This window comes from Roseovarius sp. E0-M6, assembly GCF_037083845.1.
GTDB lineage: Bacteria > Pseudomonadota > Alphaproteobacteria > Rhodobacterales > Rhodobacteraceae > Roseovarius.
In genome coordinates, this window is sequence record NZ_JBAPLA010000005.1 from 105,216 (window position 1) to 121,482 (window position 16,267).

18 protein-coding genes are annotated in these 16,267 nt (G+C 63.9%); 17 read left to right on the forward strand and 1 reads right to left on the reverse strand.

Annotation, left to right across the window (positions count from 1 at the left end; genetic code table 11):
- Positions 1-25 precede the first annotated feature (25 nt).
- Positions 26-364: an STAS domain-containing protein gene (locus V8359_RS13505; protein ID WP_336429507.1), complete on the reverse strand. Its 339-nt coding sequence runs from the start codon at positions 362-364 to the stop codon at positions 26-28.
- Between the two features lie 93 nt (positions 365-457).
- Between V8359_RS13505 and V8359_RS13510 the strand changes: the two genes are divergently transcribed.
- The 17 genes from V8359_RS13510 (at position 458) to V8359_RS13590 (ending at position 16,084) form a co-directional block, all read left to right on the forward strand.
- The gene (locus V8359_RS13510; protein WP_336429508.1) at positions 458-1,630 is read left to right on the forward strand and encodes an acetyl-CoA C-acyltransferase; all 1,173 of its coding nucleotides are present in this window, start codon (positions 458-460) and stop codon (positions 1,628-1,630) included.
- Positions 1,631-1,684: 54 nt separating this feature from the next.
- On the forward strand, positions 1,685-2,149 hold the full coding sequence (locus tag V8359_RS13515) for a GAF domain-containing protein (RefSeq protein ID WP_336429509.1): 465 nt from the start codon (positions 1,685-1,687) through the stop codon (positions 2,147-2,149).
- Positions 2,150-2,332: 183 nt separating this feature from the next.
- A complete protein-coding gene (locus V8359_RS13520; protein ID WP_336429510.1) occupies positions 2,333-2,914 on the forward strand; it encodes a helix-turn-helix domain-containing protein in 582 nt (193 codons plus the stop codon).
- An 11-nt stretch (positions 2,915-2,925) separates the two neighbouring features.
- Positions 2,926-3,306 (forward strand): GFA family protein, encoded by a 381-nt coding sequence (locus tag V8359_RS13525; RefSeq protein WP_336429511.1) that lies wholly within the window; start codon positions 2,926-2,928, stop codon positions 3,304-3,306.
- Positions 3,303-3,680, forward strand: a complete 378-nt coding sequence (locus V8359_RS13530; RefSeq protein ID WP_336429512.1) for a GFA family protein — start codon at positions 3,303-3,305, stop codon at positions 3,678-3,680. The genes V8359_RS13525 and V8359_RS13530 overlap by 4 nt, the downstream gene beginning before the upstream one ends.
- Positions 3,677-4,303, forward strand: coding sequence for a LysE family translocator (locus tag V8359_RS13535; protein WP_336429513.1), 627 nt, complete (start codon positions 3,677-3,679; stop codon positions 4,301-4,303). The genes V8359_RS13530 and V8359_RS13535 overlap by 4 nt, the downstream gene beginning before the upstream one ends.
- 66 nt (positions 4,304-4,369) lie before the next feature.
- Positions 4,370-6,817 carry a GcvT family protein gene (locus V8359_RS13540; protein WP_336429514.1) on the forward strand — a complete coding sequence of 816 codons (2,448 nt, stop codon included), beginning with the start codon at positions 4,370-4,372 and terminating at the stop codon, positions 6,815-6,817.
- Positions 6,814-7,440 (forward strand): LysE family translocator, encoded by a 627-nt coding sequence (locus V8359_RS13545; protein ID WP_336429515.1) that lies wholly within the window; start codon positions 6,814-6,816, stop codon positions 7,438-7,440. Before V8359_RS13540 ends, V8359_RS13545 begins: the two co-directional genes overlap by 4 nt.
- Positions 7,437-8,537 (forward strand): zinc-binding dehydrogenase, encoded by a 1,101-nt coding sequence (locus V8359_RS13550; protein WP_336429516.1) that lies wholly within the window; start codon positions 7,437-7,439, stop codon positions 8,535-8,537. The genes V8359_RS13545 and V8359_RS13550 overlap by 4 nt, the downstream gene beginning before the upstream one ends.
- Positions 8,530-9,426 carry a homocysteine S-methyltransferase family protein gene (locus V8359_RS13555; protein WP_336429518.1) on the forward strand — a complete coding sequence of 299 codons (897 nt, stop codon included), beginning with the start codon at positions 8,530-8,532 and terminating at the stop codon, positions 9,424-9,426. Before V8359_RS13550 ends, V8359_RS13555 begins: the two co-directional genes overlap by 8 nt.
- 67 nt (positions 9,427-9,493) lie before the next feature.
- Positions 9,494-10,462 (forward strand): GlxA family transcriptional regulator, encoded by a 969-nt coding sequence (locus V8359_RS13560; protein WP_336429519.1) that lies wholly within the window; start codon positions 9,494-9,496, stop codon positions 10,460-10,462.
- A 302-nt stretch (positions 10,463-10,764) separates the two neighbouring features.
- Entirely contained in the window at positions 10,765-11,181 is a 417-nt protein-coding gene (locus V8359_RS13565) for a hypothetical protein (protein ID WP_336429520.1), read from the forward strand.
- A 477-nt stretch (positions 11,182-11,658) separates the two neighbouring features.
- Positions 11,659-12,348 carry a COQ9 family protein gene (locus V8359_RS13570; RefSeq protein WP_336429521.1) on the forward strand — a complete coding sequence of 230 codons (690 nt, stop codon included), beginning with the start codon at positions 11,659-11,661 and terminating at the stop codon, positions 12,346-12,348.
- 13 nt (positions 12,349-12,361) lie between these two features.
- Positions 12,362-13,354, forward strand: coding sequence for an NAD(P)H-quinone oxidoreductase (locus tag V8359_RS13575; RefSeq protein ID WP_336429522.1), 993 nt, complete (start codon positions 12,362-12,364; stop codon positions 13,352-13,354).
- Positions 13,351-14,484 carry an exo-alpha-sialidase gene (locus V8359_RS13580; RefSeq protein ID WP_336429523.1) on the forward strand — a complete coding sequence of 378 codons (1,134 nt, stop codon included), beginning with the start codon at positions 13,351-13,353 and terminating at the stop codon, positions 14,482-14,484. The genes V8359_RS13575 and V8359_RS13580 overlap by 4 nt, the downstream gene beginning before the upstream one ends.
- Positions 14,481-15,044: a hypothetical protein gene (locus V8359_RS13585; protein ID WP_336429524.1), complete on the forward strand. Its 564-nt coding sequence runs from the start codon at positions 14,481-14,483 to the stop codon at positions 15,042-15,044. Before V8359_RS13580 ends, V8359_RS13585 begins: the two co-directional genes overlap by 4 nt.
- A gap of 38 nt (positions 15,045-15,082) precedes the next feature.
- A complete protein-coding gene (locus V8359_RS13590) occupies positions 15,083-16,084 on the forward strand; it encodes a glycosyltransferase family 2 protein (RefSeq protein WP_336429526.1) in 1,002 nt (333 codons plus the stop codon).
- Positions 16,085-16,267 lie beyond the last annotated feature (183 nt).

The window sequence follows — 16,267 nt, forward strand, 5'->3', positions numbered from 1 at the left end:
GCGGATGTGTCTTGCCCGGTGGCGGTCAGCCGGCGGCCCTGGGCGTGGCGTCGGCCACGCTGCGGTGAATGGCAAAGACGGTATCCATCCGGGTGAGGCGGAACACCTTGTCCACATCTGGGGTGAGGCCGGCAAGATGCATGTGACGACCGCTGCCAAGCTGTTTCATGGCGCCGACGATGGCCCCGAGGCCGCTGGAATCCACGAATGTGACCTGCGACAGGTCCATGATGATATCACCCGCGCCATCGGCGGTCAGGTCGCGCATGGAATCGCGGAACTGGATCGCGGCGGCGGCGTCAATACGGGTTGCGTTGACGGTAATGAGGGTGGCCCCGTTGGCCGGACTGCTTGACAATTGCATGATGACTCGCCTGATGACTGGAAACACGAGACAGGCTAGACCCAATTCCTTACCATTCGGTATGCAGGGACGAAGTTTCAGGAGGATATCAGGATGAAAGACGTCGTAATCGCCGGAGCCGCCCGCACGCCGATGGGGGGATTCCAAGGGGATTTCAATAACGTAGAGGCATCCACCCTTGGAGGTGCGGCCATTCGCGCGGCCCTTGAGGAGGCCGGTGCCACAACCGTTGACGAAATTCTCATGGGCTGTGTTCTGCCCGCCGGACAGGGGCAAGCCCCGGCGCGTCAGGCGGGCTTTGCCGCCGGATTGGGCGAAGAGGTGCCGGCGACAACACTTAACAAGATGTGCGGCTCGGGGATGAAGGCGGCGATGATGGCCTGCGACCAGATCGGCCTAGGCCATGCGGAGACGATGATTGCCGGTGGAATGGAGAGCATGTCGGGCGCGCCCTACCTGCTTCCCAAGATGCGCGGGGGCGCACGGATCGGGCATGGGCAGGTGATCGACCACATGTTTCTCGATGGGCTTGAGGATGCGTATGACAAGGGGCGCCTAATGGGCACCTTCGCGGAGGATTGCGCGGAGCATTACCAGTTTACCCGCGATGCGCAGGATGCCTATGCGATCGGGTCGCTTGAAGGGGCGCTCGGGGCGCAGAAAAGCGGCGCTTTCGCACAGGAGATCGCGCCCGTGACTATCCGCGCGCGCAAGGGTGACACGGTTGTCGAGGCCGATGAGCAGCCTGCCAAGTCCCGGCCCGACAAGATACCCACGCTGAAACCCGCCTTCCGCGAGGGAGGCACGGTGACGGCGGCCAACTCAAGCTCCATCAGCGACGGGGCGGCGGCGCTTCTGTTGGCGTCGCGTGCGGCGGCGGAGGCGCAGGGCCTGACCGTCCGGGCGCGCGTCGTGGGGCATGCGAGCCACGCACAGGCGCCGGGATGGTTCACGACAGCGCCGGTGCCCGCGGCCCGCAAGCTTTTGGAGCGGATCGGATGGAGCATAGGCGATGTGGACCTGTGGGAGGTTAACGAGGCGTTCGCGGTCGTGCCCATGGCTTTCATGCATGAAATGGGCCTGCCGCGCGACATCGTTAACGTGCATGGCGGGGCCTGTGCGCTGGGGCATCCGATCGGGGCGAGCGGGGCACGAATCATGGTGACATTGCTTAACGCGATGGAGAAACGAGACCTCAAACGCGGTGTCGCGGCGATTTGCATCGGCGGCGGCGAGGGCACCGCAATCGCGATTGAGCGCGTGTGAGATTTCTGCCTCCGGCGGGAGTATTTGGCGAAAGATGAAGCAAGGGGTCGGGCCATGAGGATCGACTATGGCGAGACAGGGCGCGTCATCGCGTCACTGTGTGAGGGCGAGAGTGACGAGGTCGCGCTGATGGCGACGGTGGTGTGCGAGCTGCACCATGCGGACGATCGCTTTGACTGGACCGGGTTTTACCGGGTGACCGAGCCCAACCTTTTGAAAATAGGCCCGTATCAGGGCGGGCATGGCTGCCTTGTCATTCCGTTTTCGCGCGGGGTGTGTGGGGCGGCGGCGCGGACCGGGGAGGTCCAGCTTGTCGAGGATGTGGAGGCGTTTCCGGGCCATATCGCCTGTTCCTCGACCACGCGGTCGGAGATTGTTCTGCCGGTATGGGACGGGGCGGGCGGATTGCTGGGGGTTCTGGACATCGACAGCGATGCGCCCGGCGCGTTCGGACCGGCGGATTCCGAAGGGCTAAGCGCGATCCTCACGCAGGTCTTCGACCGGGTTAACGCAACCTGACGGCAGCGTTTCGCAACGTCGGTATTCATGTCGGTATCCACGTCGGTATCGCGTCGGTGCATCGGGGCGGTGTGCCCCGGTGTTAACGCAGCGCGCGGGGCAGTGCGTGAAATTTTGTTTGAAAATTTCACGCGACTCGCTCATCGTGAAAAATACGAGGATTTTTTCACGAAGGTGAGCGCGGTGGATCAGCCCCCCGACATCGAAAACCGCCCGACGCTTGGCGCCGACCTGCGGGCCTTGCGCAAATCGCGTGGGGCGACGCTGAGCTGGCTGGCGGGTGAGCTGAACCGATCGGTGGGTTGGCTGAGCCAAGTAGAGCGCGATCTGTCGCAGCCTTCGGTGGGCGATCTGCGCCATATCGCCGCCGCGCTCGATGTGCCGCTCTCGATGCTTTTTGGTCATGCCGCAGCGCCCGCCGAGGAGGCGGGACACGTGGTGCGCGCCGGCGCGCGGCGGCAGATCGGCTCGGGTGAGGGCGGTGGCGGACTTGTCGAAGAGCTTCTGAGCCCCGACCTGACCGACGATTTCGAGATGGTGCATTCGACCTTCGCGCCACGCAGCCGCGCGGGCGAGATCATCCGGCGCGAGACGCAGGAGGTGGGGTTCATGATCTCGGGGCGGCTCGAACTTTGGATCGAGGGGCGGACGCTGACCGTGGGGCCGGGTGACAGTTTCCGTATCCGGGGCGAGGCGCATGAATGGATCAACCCCTATGACGAGGCGGCGGTGGCGATCTGGGTGATCGCGCCGCCGGTGTATTGAGGAGAACCGGAATGAGGGGATCATGTCTATGCGGTGCCGTACGGTTTGAGGTGGCGGCGTTGGACGACCCGCTGGCCTGTCACTGCGGGCAGTGCCGCAAGCAGTCGGGGCATGTTTTTGCCGCCGGGCGGGCGCGGAAGGATGCGCTTGTCTTCGAGGCGGACGAGACGCTGCGCTGGTATCGCGCGAGCGGGGAGGCGACGCGGGGGTTCTGCGGTGCTTGTGGCGCGACGCTTTTCTGGCGGGCGGACGAGGGGGACAGTATTCGCGTGGCGCTTGGATCGCTGGAGCGGCCCTCGGGCCTGCGGCTTGGGCGGCATGTCTGGGTGGAGGCCAAGGGCGACTATTACGACATTGCGGACGGGGTTCGCGAGGAGAGGGGGGAGCCATGATCAGGGGATCGTGCCTGTGCGGCGGCGTGACATTCGAGACGGAGGCCGCGCCCGAGGGGGCTTCGGCCTGCCATTGCGGGCAGTGCCGCAAGCAATCGGGGCATGTCTGGGCCTCGGCCTTCGTGCCGAAACCGGCGCTGAACATTTCGGGCGAGGTGACGTGGTATGCGGCGTCGGAGAGTGCGGAGCGCGGGTTCTGTCCCGGATGCGGGTCGTTCCTTTTCTGGCATGCGCATGACGAGGACACGATCAGCTTCGCGTTGGGATCGGTGGACGGGCCCACCGGCCTGACGCTCGAAAAACATATCTTTGTCGCGGACAAGGGCGATTACTACGAGATCGGGGACGGGCTACCGCAGAGGGATCAGGGATGATCTGGGACGTGCTCACCGGGTTCGATGCGGCGGTTCTGGCGGCGTTCATCGGCGCGGGGTTTCTGTTGAACCTGACCCCGGGGGCGGATTTCGTCTTTGTCTCGGCCAGTGGCATCGCGGGCGGGCCACGGGCGGGGGTGGCCGCGGCGGTGGGCATCAATGCGGGCATCGTGCTGCATATCGTCATGGCGGCGGCGGGGGTTTTGGCGCTTCTGAGTGCGTGGCCCTTGGCCTATGACGCGATCCGGTTCGCGGGGGCGGCCTATCTCGTCTGGCTGGCGGTGCAGGCATGGCGCAGCGCCGGGGACACCGGGGCCGCGCGCGCCGCGCTCTCGCCATGGCGGGCGGTGCGGCGGGGGTTTCTGACCAATGTGCTGAACCCCAAGACCGCGCTTTTCATCTTTGCGTTCATTCCGCAGTTCACCGATCCCGCGATCGGGCCGGTCTGGATGCAGATTCTGGTGTTGGGCGCGATCTTCCTGATCGTGGGGTTCGCCTTTTCGCTGAGCCTTGGGGCGGCGGCGGGGACGTTCGCGCATGTTCTGAAACGGCGGGCGCGGCTTCTGAGCCGGGTGTCGGCCGTGATGTTTGGCGGGCTGGCTGCGCGGCTGGTCTGGGAGTGAGTATTTTGGGAAAGATGAAGGGCGCGCGCGGGTGCGCCCCGATCAAATGAAAAGGGAGAACGAGACATGGCTGATTTGCCGGGCAAAGCGAAAGTTGTGGTCATCGGAGGCGGCGTCGTGGGCTGCTCCGTGCTCTATCATCTGGCCAAGAAGGGCTGGGGTGAGTGTGTGCTGTTGGAGAAGAATGAACTGACCGCCGGGTCAACATGGCATGCGGCGGGAAATGTGCCGACCTTCTCGACCAGTTGGGCGATCATGAACATGCAGCGCTATTCGACCGAGCTTTATGCACGGTTGGGTGATGAGGTCGATTACCCGATGAATTATCATCAGACCGGCAGTCTTCGGCTTGGTCATTCCAAAGAGCGGGTGCAAGAGTTTGAGCGTGCCTGTTCGATGGGACGTTATCAGGGCATCGACATGGAGATGCTGAGCCCCGATCAGGCCAAGGAGCGTTATCCGTTCCTTGAGACCCATGACCTTGAGGGCGTGCTGTGGGATCCGACCGATGGCGATATCGATCCGGCGCAGGTCACGCAGGCCCTTGCCAAGGGCGCGCGCGACATGGGGGCGAAAATCGCGCGGTTCTGCCCCGCGACCGGGGTGACGCAAGATGGCGACGGCTGGATCGTGCATACCGAGACGGGCGATATCGCCTGTGATTACGTGGTCAATGCCGCCGGGTATTATGCGCAGCGTGTCGGAGAATGGTTCAAGCCTTATGGCGGGCGCACCGTGCCGATGATGGTGATGAGCCATCAATTCCTGCTGACCGATCAGATTCCGGAACTTGAGAACTGGTCGAAGGAAAATGATGGCAGGAAGCTTCCGCTGCTGCGGGACGTGGATGTGTCCTATTACCTGCGCCAAGAGAAAAACGGGATCAATATTGGCCCCTATGAGCCAAATTGCCGGGCGCATTGGACCGATCCGACCGATCCGATGCCCGACGACTTCAGCTTTCAGCTTTGGTCGGACGACCTTGACCGGATCGAGGATATCGTGGCCGACGCGATGGCGCGGGTGCCTGTTTCGGGGGCCGCCGGTGTCAGCCGGATCATCAACGGCCCGATCCCCTATGCGCCTGATGGCCTGCCGCTGCTTGGGCCGATGCCGGGGGTGAAGAACGCGTTCGAAGCCTGTGTCTTTACCTTCGGGATCGCGCAGGGCGGTGGGGCCGGCAAGGTTCTGGCCGAGTGGATCGTCGATGGCGGCACCGAGTGGGACATGTGGTCGGTCGATCCGCGGCGCTATACCGATTATACGGATCACCAATATTGCGTGGACAAGGGCATGGAGGTTTATGGCCACGAATATGCCATGCATTTCCCGCATCACGAATGGCCCGCAGGCCGCGACCGCAAGCTGAGCCCGGTGCATGACCGCGTGACGGAGCTGGGCGGTGTGATGGGGGCCTATAATGGGTGGGAGCGGGCCAACTGGTTCGCGAAGCCGGGCGACGACACCTCCGAGGAGAGCACGCACACTTGGGACCGCGAGGGGCCTTGGCAGCAACGCATCAAGGAAGAGTGCGAGGCGGTGCGCGATGATTGTGGCGTGCTGGACCTTCCGGGATTCACGCGGCTTTGGATCAGCGGCGCGGGGGCCGATGACTGGCTGCGCGGGTTCGTGACAGGGGGCATCCCCAAGGTCGGGCGGATGAACCTTGTTTATGTGGCGGACACGCGGGGGCGCATCCTGACCGAGCTGTCCTGTATCCGGCTGGCCGAGGACAGTTTCGTGCTGATCACCGCCGCCACGGCGCAGTGGCATGACGGCGAACTGGTGCGCAATGCGCTGCCCGAGGGGTTGGAATGCCGCGAGACCACCACGGAGCGCGACGCGCTTCTGGTGGCCGGGCCGAAATCGCGCGAGGTGCTGAGCGGGCTGACCGATGCCGATCTTGAGGCGGGTTGGCTCACCCATCAGCATTGCACGGTGGCGGGCAAGAAGGCGTTCCTGATCCGTGTGAGCTTTACCGGTGAACTGGGCTGGGAGGTTCATGCCGCGAACGAAGGCATGCCAGCGATTTATGACGCCATTCTGGAGGCTGGGGCGAAGCCCTTTGGCATGTATGCGCTCAATTCCTTGCGGATCGAGAAGGGATACCGCGCGTGGAAGGGCGACCTTTCGACCGATTACAGCATGCTGGAGGGCGGTCTGGAGCGGTTTGTCAAGTTCGACAAGCCGCAGGACTTCAACGGCAAGGCCGCGCTTCTGGCCGAGAAGCAGCAGGGGCGGAAAAAGGCCTTCGCCATCCTCAAGGTCGATGCCGGGAACGCGGATGCGCCTTACATGTCCACGGTCTGGAAGGATGGCGAGGTTGTCGGAGAGACCACGAGCGGCGCGTGGGGCTACCGCGTGAACGCAAGCGTGGCGCTGGCGATGCTGCGCGCCGACATCGCCGAACCGGGCACGGAGTTGGAGGTGGAAATCTATGGCGAACGGTGCAAGTCTGTCGTTCATGGGGATGATCCGTTGTGGGATCCCGCGAACGAAAGATTGCGTGCGTGACGCTTGAGACTTACCTGCTTTATCTGGGTGTGCTGGCGGCGTTTTTTCTGACGCCGCCGGACACCAGCCAGCTTTTGATCGTATCCAACAGCCTTCGGCACGGGCTGCGCCGGTCGCTGGCGACGGTGGCGGGTGATCTAAGTGCCAATGCGGTGCAAATGACGCTGGCCGCCTTTGGGCTGACGGCGGTGATCGCGGCGAATGCCGATGTGCTGTGGATCGTGAAATGGGCCGGGGTGGCCTATCTGGTCTGGATCGGTCTGCGGCTGATGCTGACGCGGGGTGGCGGAGAGCCCCCCGGTGCGGCGGCGCGTGGGCGGCTTTTTCGCCAGGGGTTCGTCACGTCGTCGGCCAATCCTTATGCGGTCGTTTTTTTCGGCGCGCTGTTTCCGCAATTCATCGACACCGGCGCGGCGATCCTGCCGCAATTGGTGATCCTTGGCGGGACTTACCTTGTCGTGGATGGGCTTGTCCTGTTGCTTTGGGGGTGGGCCGCGCGGCGGACACTGGGCCGGATCAGGGCGCTGAGCGACGTGTGGATCAACCGGGTGTCCGGCGCACTGATGATGGGGGCGGCGGTGCTTCTGGGGATCAAGGATATCGGTCGGGAGCCATCGCCGTGACCGTTCCGGCGACCATGAGCGGTGTCTACCTTACCGGTCATGGCGGGCCCGAGATGCTGACATGGCGTGAGGATATTCCGGTGCCGCATCCGGGGCCGGGTGAGGCCCTGATCAAGGTGCTGGCGGCGGGGGTGAACAACACCGACATCAACACCCGTGTCGGGTGGTATGCGCCTGATGTGACGGGCGCGACCGAAGAGGGCGATCAGGGCGTCGAGGCCGGGGGGTGGGCCGGGGCGCTGAATTTTCCGCTGATCCAAGGCGGTGATCTTTGTGGAGAGGTGGTGGCACTGGGCGAGGGTGTAACGGAAACATGCCTTGGCGTGCGCGTCATCTGCCCGATCAACCAGCCACGCCCGACGGCCGAGAACCCGGTGGCCTTCGAGGCGTTGGGTTCGGAGTTCGATGGGGCCTTTGCGCAATTCTGTGTTGTGCCGGCGGGCGATCTTTTTGATGTTACGCGTTCCCCGTTGAGCGATGTGGAGCTGGCCGCCATGCCCTGTGCGTTTGGCACCGCCGCGGGGCTTTTGCACCGGGCGGGCGTGGCGCGGGGACAGCGGGTGCTGATCACCGGGGCCTCGGGCGGTGTGGGTCTGGCCGCCGTGCAGCTTGCCGCGCAGATGGGCGCGGAGGTGACGGGCGTGGCGTCGGCGCGCAAGCACGCGATGGTCCGTGAAGAGGGTGCGCGGGCGATGCTTGATCGGGACGAGACGCCGCCAGAGGGGCACTATCACGCGGTCATAGACCTTGTCGGTGGTGCGGGCTGGGGCGCGCTGATCGACGCGCTCAGACCGGGCGGGCATTACGCCGTTGCCGGTGCTATCGGCGGTCCGATGGTGGAGGCCGATCTGCGCCGCATCTACCTTCGCGACATAACGATACATGGCTGCACCTATCAGCCGCGCGAGGTGTTCGGCGGGCTGGTGGACATGATAAACAACGGTGCGCTTCGTCCGCGTATTGCGGCCACGTTCCCCGTGTGGGAGATTGCGCGGGCACAGGTGGAATTTCAGGACAAATCCCATGCCGGCAAGCTGGTTCTGCTCCCGTGGCGGGATCGGCTGGGCGCGGAGACCGAGGAGGTATCGAATGGCTGAGATCACACTTCTGGATGGCTCGATTGGGCAGGAGATGGTCAAGCGGGCGGACGAACCGCCTTCGCCGCTCTGGTCGACGAAGGTTATGATGGACCACCCGAAACTGGTGGGTGAGGTTCATCTCGATTATTTCGAGGCGGGTGCCACTGTGGCCACTACGAACACCTACTGCGTCCTGCCCGACCGGCTTGCGCCCGAGGGTATGGAAGATCAGGTCGGGGCCCTGACGCGGGCGGCGGTGATGGCCGCGCGCCGGGCGCGGTCGGCCCATGGCGCGGGCCGCGTGGCCGGGGCGATCGGGCCGCTGGTGGCCTCGTACAGGCCCGACCTGTGTCCGGAGCCCGAGGTGGCCGCCGCAAGTTATGCCGAGCCGGTTCGCCTGATGCGGGACGATGTGGATCTGTTCCTGATCGAGACGGTGGCATCGGTGCGGCATGCCGAAGGCGCGCTACGCGCCGCGTGCGGACAGGGCAGGCCCGTGTGGCTGTCGATCACGGTGGATGACGAAGACGGTGCGCGCCTGCGCTCGGGTGAGGGGGTCGGAGAAATCGCAACGCTTCTGGAGCGGTTCGAGGTGGCGGCGGTTCTTGTCAATTGCTCGCGCCCCGAGGCGATCGATACCGCACTCGAGGTCGTGCGCGGGTTCGGCATTCCCTTTGGGGCCTATGCCAACGGGTTCACACGGATCAGCGAAGGATTTCTGGAAAGCCGGCCCACGGTGGATGCGCTTGAGGCGCGCCGCGATCTGGATCCGCAGGCGTATGCGCGTTTTGCCATGGGGTGGGTCGGAATGGGCGCGACCATTGTCGGCGGCTGCTGTGAGGTGGGGCCGGCGCATATCGCGGAGATCGCCCGGCAGCTTCGCGACGCCGGGCACAGCATCGTGTGACGGTGGCTGTGTGCGCGGGTCAATCCCGGCATGACATCGCCGCGAGCGATTGGTCTCGGGGTCGCATATGTGCGATGATGACCGCATGACGACGTCGCGGGATATGTCGCTGATCCGCTTTGATCTTTTGCTGACCGATGGGTTCGTGCTGACGGAATATGCAGGTGTTGTGGATCAGCTCAGGCTGGCGAACCGGGTGCTTCTGCGGCCCGCTTTCGCGTGGCGGTCGCTGTCGAAGGCGGGCGGCCCGGTGGCGTGCCGATCGGATGCGGTGGTTGAGACGGTGCCGTTCGAGATGCGGCCCGAGGCGGATTACGTGTTCGTTCTTGGCAATTCGGACCCGATGCACGCGGGCCTGTCGATGGGGCGGGTGATTGATGCATATGTCGCGCGGCAGACGAAAGTGATCCTTCTGGCCGAGGCGGCGGCGCGGTTCATCGAGGAGCGTGGCGATACCGGGCTTTCGACCCATTGGGAGAACCGTGCCCTGCTTCAGGAGCAGATGGACTTGCAGGACGGCAACCAGACGCTTGCCACCGAACGCGGCCAGATCATCACCAGCGCGGGAATGGGCAGCACGGTGGACGTGGTCCTGACGCTGATGGCGCGGCATATTCCGGCAGCAACAGTCTCGACCGTGGCCGACATCCTTTTGCATGACCGCATCCGCGATCTGGGCACATTGCAGCCATTTGGCGGCAAGTCGATCGCGCTTACGGGGGATCCGGAACTCGATCTTTCGATCGAACTGATGCAGGCCAATATCGAGGAACCGCTCCCGATTGCCGAGATTGTGCGCCTTGTGGGCGTCTCGAGCCGGTCGCTGGAACGGCGGTTTCGCAAGGTTCTGAACGCGCGGCCGGCGGAATACTACCGGGCGCTACGGCTTAACCGGGCGAACAACCTGCTTTTGAACACGAGCCTGCCGATCAACGGGATCGCCCTGGCCTGCGGCTTTCCCAGTGGGTTCACACCGCATTACCGCGCGCATTTCGGTCTCACACCACAGGCGGCCCGACGGCGGCGGCAAAGCTGAGATCGGGCAGGGGTGATGCCGTGTCCGGGGTCTCACAGGAGCGCCCATGGGCTTTGGACAGGGAGCGGTGCCAGCGGTTGATCAGGAGACGGCTTTACAGCGTGTTGCGCAAAATTGGATTCAATTGGACAGGCGAACGGGTTGTGCCGCGCAAACCCTGCCTCGCCTGCCCTGCTGAATGCCCGTTTCTGATTGAGCGCAATACGCTCTAATCACATGGTTCGGCCATGTCTGGTTGTGATGATCGTAACCCGCTACAGTTGGCCTGAAAACAAAGTTTTGGAAAGATTGCGAGGGCGCGCATGATGGAGGATGATGACGACTGCGACGCGCCATTGCCCATTCCGCGTTACGAGGACGCCGAACTTTTTGTCCTTGACACTGGTGTCGGCTGGGCCGACCTGCGCGTGTCCGTCGGCCCCTTCTTGGGCGAAAACTACACATTCACGCTTGTGATCGGTGATCCGCTGGACGAGCTTCGAAAGTTCGAGAAGGAGCTGGCGGGCGGACAAACCGCGCACATGCTGCTCCGAAATGAACCGGGTGGGGTTGAGGTTCGCGCCACACCCGAACACCCCGACGGCTGGGTGCATTTGGAGATCTGGATCCTTGATTACCGGGACCGGCGAACATTGGACTTCGAAGCCCACTGCCCCGCGCATGCCCTGATCACGTCCATGCGCACCAAGATCGGTTTTCTTGCGCGGGAATACGAATAACCTGGGCCTGACCGAGAAACGCGGCGCAGCTTCTGGCAGAGACTGAGGGACCGACTGCTTGGCACTGCCAATGATTGAGCGAAGGTCTAGCGATAACTTCAATGCACTTTTTGATCAATGCGAGACTGTTGATCACGACATGCATGGGGATAGTGGATTGCGTCGAAACGCGTTAGGGGAGATGCCGGTCCGTTTGAGTGAAACAAGCTCCGCTTGATGCGCATCCCGGTAACTCCGCCGCGCCGCCGACAAGGTTGGTTTTGGGCCGATCATGTCCTTGAACTCTGCTTGGTGACCGCAGTTTTATAAAGTTCCTTCCCCGTGCGTTGGTGCAACGTGGGTTTCCCCGGCTGCATGTGCGGCCAACGTTCACTTCATGCGGCACGATGCCCATCGCCCCGCTGATGCCGGCGCGGTGGGCGGAAAATGGTTTCGTGTATGCGGGGAGATGGGTAGAGTCGTGGCAGGAGGATCGACATGACCCAGACCAGTGTGACCGAAAAGCTGTTGCAGGCGATCAAGGCACATGTGCCGTTCGAGGGCTGGAGCGAGGCCGCGTTTCGCGCGGCGGCGGAGGATGCCGGGATTGACATGGCCGTGGCGCGGGCCGCCTGTCCGCGCGGTGCGCCCGATCTTGCCGTGGCCTATCACGAGGCGGGCGATGCGCTTATGGAGGCGCGGATCGAAGCGGCGGACATGAGCGAAATGCGCTTTCGCGACCGGATCGCCGCTGCCGTGATCTGGCGGCTGGAGGCCGTGGAGGACCGTGAGCTTGTGCGGCGCGGCATGACACATTTCGCGCTGCCGCAGTATGCAGGCGAGGGGACGCGCCTGATCTGGGGCACGGCGGACCGGATCTGGACCGCGCTGGGCGACACGTCGCGCGATGTGAACTGGTATACCAAGCGCGCTACGCTCTCGGGGGTTTATGCGTCGACCGTGCTTTACTGGCTCGGTGATGCGAGCGAGGACATGGTGGCGACACGCGCCTTTCTTGACCGGCGGATCGACGATGTGATGCAGATCGAAAAGGTCAAGGCAGGGGTGCGGGACAACCGCCTTCTTTCGACGCTTCTGGCCGGGCCAGCGCGCCTGATGGAACAGATCAAAGCGCCCGGAGATCATACGCGCACCGGCATGCCGGGCCGGTGGTCGGGGCCGACCTGAGGAACACTTACCCATGAGCAAGACAATGCAGGCCGTTGAGATCAGCAAACCCGGCGGGCCGGAGGTTCTGACTGTAACCGAGCGACCGATCCCCGAACCGGGGCCGGGCGAGGTGGTGATCCGCCTGGCTTGGGCCGGGGTGAACCGGCCTGACGCGTTGCAACGCGCGGGCATGTATGCGCCGCCCGCGGATGCGAGCGATCTGCCGGGGCTGGAAGGCGCGGGCGAGATCGTGGCGCTGGGCGAGGGTGCCGAGGGGTGGCGGACAGGCGACAAGGTGTGCGCGCTTCTGCCCGGCGGCGGATATGCCGAATATGTCGCGACACCCGCAGCACATTGCCTGCCCGTGCCTAAGGGCATGGCGCTGCGCGAGGCGGCCTGTTTGCCCGAAACCTTCTTTACCGTCTGGTCGAACGTGTTCGAGCGCGGCGGGCTCAGGGGCGGGGAGCGGTTTCTTGTCCATGGCGGATCAAGCGGGATCGGGACGACGGCCATACAGCTTGCCAAGGCGCGGGGCGCGCGGGTGTTCACCACCGCGGGATCGCAGGAGAAGTGCAGCGCCTGCCGCGATCTGGGGGCCGATTTGGCGATCAACTATCGCGATGAGGATTTCGTGGAGGCCGTGCGGGCCGAGGGCGGTGCGCATCTGATCCTCGATATGGTGGGTGGCGATTATATTCCGCGCAATGTCAAATGCCTTGTCGATGACGGGCGGCTTGTTCAGATCGCGTTTTTGCAGGGTCCGAAGGTGGAATTGAATTTCGCGCAGGTGATGATGCGGCGACTGACCATCACGGGAAGCACTCTTCGTCCGCAGAGCGATCTGGCCAAGGCGCGGATTGCCGAGGCCCTGCGCCGCGAGGTCTGGCCGCTTCTGGATGCCGGGCGGATCGCGCCGGTGATGGATTCGGAGTTCGCGCTTGGCGATGCCGACAAGGCCCATGCGCGGATGGAGGACAGCGGCCATATCGGCAAGATTGTCCTCAAGGTCGATCCGGGCGCGTGACCGCGCTGATCATATTCGCGCTGATGGCGGTGAGCTTGGCGCTGACCCTGTGGTGTCTGCGGCGGTCGAAGCCTTTGGCGTGGGAGTTCGCGCCGGTGACGGAGAGCGCGCCGGGCCGTCCCGAGTTCGACACGCTTCTGGATTACGAGACGCGCTTGGGGCAGGCGCATTCGCCCTCGATCCTGACGCGGGCCGACGGGTTTTCGGTGCTGTGGTTCGAAGGATCGGCCGAGGCGCAGGCGGATATTGACCTTTATGAGGTGAGCTTTGCGCGGGGGCCGGAGGGCTGGCGCGCGAGCGAGCCCGAACCGCGCGTGAGGCGCGATGCGATCGGTCGCGCGATGGAGCCCGGTCAACTGGTCGTGACGCTGGGCAATACGATCGAGGACGAGGAACGCGACGGCGGCCTTTTCGCGACGGTGGTTTCGGTTGGCGGCTGGGCCATGGCCTCGGTCGCGCGGGTGGCGATGGGCGCGACCGGGCCGCGCCGGGCCGAAAAGCTTAGCCTGTCGCCGATGCTTAACCGGTCGATCCTCGTGAAATCGCCGATGGTTGCCTATTCCGACGGGAGCCGCGCCTTGCCCGCGTATTTCGAGATGGGGCAGATGCACGGGCTTTGGGTGCGCTTCGCGCGTGATGGCCGTGTGTCCGACGTGCGGCGCATGGATGGCCCCGGGCTCAAACCGATTCAGCCGATGGTGGTGCCGCTGGACGGGCACCGCGCGGTGGCGTTCCTGCGGGATTTCGATGTGGGGCGGGGGCGGCTCCTGATCTCGCAGACCGGGGACGGGGGTCAAAGCTGGAGCGCGGTGCGCGAAACCGCGATGTTCAACCCGAGCGCGCCGGTTGCCGCGCTGCCACTTGGGGCGGGGCGCATCCTGATGGCGGCGAATGACGATCCGGGCGCGCCCGATGACTTGCGCCTGTCGATCAGCGGAGACGAGGGCGAAAGCTGGACCGTGCATCACCGGTTTGCCGGTGAGGGGGCCGCGCTACGCTATCCCATGCTGCGGCGATTGGAGGATGGGCGGATCGCGCTGAGCTATTCGCACGGAACCAAGCGGGGCGTGCGCGTGCATGTTATGACCCTTAGTTGGATCGAGGCGCAATCAGAGGGCCGGGGCACATGACCGGGCCGGTGACATATGTCTATGTCGGTGTGCTCGCGTCATGGCTTGGATTCGTTCTGTTCCTGCCATGGACCGAAGCGGAAATGGCGGTGGTGGCCGGCGTCTTGCTTGGGGCCGGACTGATCCACGGGCTACGGAACAGCATGGCCGTGCGCGGACTCGTGGCGGTGCTTGAACCGCTGGGCATCGTGCTTCCGCTGCTCGCGCTGTGGCATATGGGGGTGGCCGTGGTGCCCGGTGCCGTGTCGTGGACCGGCGGCTGGAACGGCTGGGCGCTGTTGGCCTTTTTGCTGGGATATGTCGCGTTTTTGGCCGCGTCCATGGGTGTGACGCGCGTGACCGCGTATCCGTTGGGCTATCGCGCGGGCCCGGTGGGGATCATGGTTCTGGTGCTGTGCCTTGTCGGGCTGGCGACGGGACAGATCCTGTTGCCGGTGATCGCGGTGGCGGGGCAGGTCATGTGGACCCTCCGCATCGGGAGCAGCAACTGGTTCGATCATGTGCTGCATGTGCTATTGGTTCCGGTCGTCGCGATTGAACTGATTTCGAGGTTAATATGAGCTTGTGGTCCAAAGTATCGCGCCGCGCGGGAAACGTAATGCACAAGGCGCGCTTTCGACGGTCCTTGCGGCACTTGCACGGGCCCGAGGGCACCACTGTCGCGGAGGGCGGCATCGTGGCCGTGGTTCTTGTGAGGGACGGGATGTTCTATCTTGATGAGTTCCTTGCGCATTATCGGGGCCTCGGTGTCGATCAATTCGTCTTTTGCGACAACGGGTCGACCGATGGAACGGTCGAGCGCCTGAAGTCCGAACCGAATACGGTCATCCTGCAATCATTGTTGACATGGGGCGAGATCGAGAATGATTTCCGCCGGCATGCGGCCGAAACATTCGCGCGGAATCGCTGGTGCCTGATCGTGGACATGGATGAGATGTTCGAGTTCGACGGGGCAGACATGCTGGGGCTGCGGGGGCTAACCGGATACCTTGATGCCGAGGGGCACACCGCACTGGTGGCGCAGATGCTGGAAATGTATTCTGACCGACCCATCCGCGAAACGGCGGAGATGCCTTTTGATGAGGTGTTGAACCAGTTCCACCATTACGATCTGAGTGAAATAGATGCGCATGACTATCATGACCCCGACCTGAGCTTTGCGTGGTATCTTGAGCGCAACCGACTGTCGTCGGAGGCGGTGCAGGTTTTGTTTGGTGGGGCGCGGTCGCGGGTGTTTGGTGAGCATTGCTGTCTGACCAAACATCCGCTGGTCAAGGTAGCAGGCGACCTTGAGCCTGCGGTGCATCCTCATTGCGCTGTTCATTCGCGCGTCGCGGATTTCACGGCGCTGATCCGGCATTACAAGTTCGCCAACGATCCCGTGACGCGGGACGAAGACACGCTGGCGCGGGCGGCGATCCAGCATGGCGAAGACCGGTCGCGACTCAGGCGTTTTGATCATAGGCCCGACCTTAGGCTTTATGCGCCGGTGTCGCGCCGCTTTGAGGGGCTGGCACCCTTACAGGACGCCGGATTTCTTGTGACATCGCCGTGGTTTGAGGCGTATCGCGCGGCGTTGGCCACAGCCGGGCGCACCTGAAACCGTTGCATGGTTACGGTGCTCATGTGCGGAATCACCCTCGAATCCCCTACCTGCAACGGGTGGAATCGCGGGCAAGCCCGCCAAGCGAGATCGCGAAAGCGACCCTTTATTGCCGTATTTTCAGCAGCGCATATTTCGGGAAAATCCAATAAACACTAAGAAATGCGCGCTTTTGCGGGG

What these genes read in the sequence shown, in the direction of transcription:
- V8359_RS13505 (WP_336429507.1), bottom strand. Translation starts at nt 364, where the DNA reads ATGCAATTGTCAAGCAGTCCGGCCAACGGGGCCACCCTCATTACCGTC.
- V8359_RS13510 (WP_336429508.1), top strand. Translation starts at nt 458, where the DNA reads ATGAAAGACGTCGTAATCGCCGGAGCCGCCCGCACGCCGATGGGGGGA.
- V8359_RS13515 (WP_336429509.1), top strand. Translation starts at nt 1,685, where the DNA reads ATGAGGATCGACTATGGCGAGACAGGGCGCGTCATCGCGTCACTGTGT.
- V8359_RS13525 (WP_336429511.1), top strand. Translation starts at nt 2,926, where the DNA reads ATGAGGGGATCATGTCTATGCGGTGCCGTACGGTTTGAGGTGGCGGCG.
- V8359_RS13530 (WP_336429512.1), top strand. Translation starts at nt 3,303, where the DNA reads ATGATCAGGGGATCGTGCCTGTGCGGCGGCGTGACATTCGAGACGGAG.
- V8359_RS13535 (WP_336429513.1), top strand. Translation starts at nt 3,677, where the DNA reads ATGATCTGGGACGTGCTCACCGGGTTCGATGCGGCGGTTCTGGCGGCG.
- V8359_RS13540 (WP_336429514.1), top strand. Translation starts at nt 4,370, where the DNA reads ATGGCTGATTTGCCGGGCAAAGCGAAAGTTGTGGTCATCGGAGGCGGC.
- V8359_RS13555 (WP_336429518.1), top strand. Translation starts at nt 8,530, where the DNA reads ATGGCTGAGATCACACTTCTGGATGGCTCGATTGGGCAGGAGATGGTC.
- V8359_RS13560 (WP_336429519.1), top strand. Translation starts at nt 9,494, where the DNA reads ATGTGCGATGATGACCGCATGACGACGTCGCGGGATATGTCGCTGATC.
- V8359_RS13565 (WP_336429520.1), top strand. Translation starts at nt 10,765, where the DNA reads ATGATGGAGGATGATGACGACTGCGACGCGCCATTGCCCATTCCGCGT.
- V8359_RS13570 (WP_336429521.1), top strand. Translation starts at nt 11,659, where the DNA reads ATGACCCAGACCAGTGTGACCGAAAAGCTGTTGCAGGCGATCAAGGCA.
- V8359_RS13575 (WP_336429522.1), top strand. Translation starts at nt 12,362, where the DNA reads ATGAGCAAGACAATGCAGGCCGTTGAGATCAGCAAACCCGGCGGGCCG.
- V8359_RS13585 (WP_336429524.1), top strand. Translation starts at nt 14,481, where the DNA reads ATGACCGGGCCGGTGACATATGTCTATGTCGGTGTGCTCGCGTCATGG.
- V8359_RS13590 (WP_336429526.1), top strand. Translation starts at nt 15,083, where the DNA reads ATGCACAAGGCGCGCTTTCGACGGTCCTTGCGGCACTTGCACGGGCCC.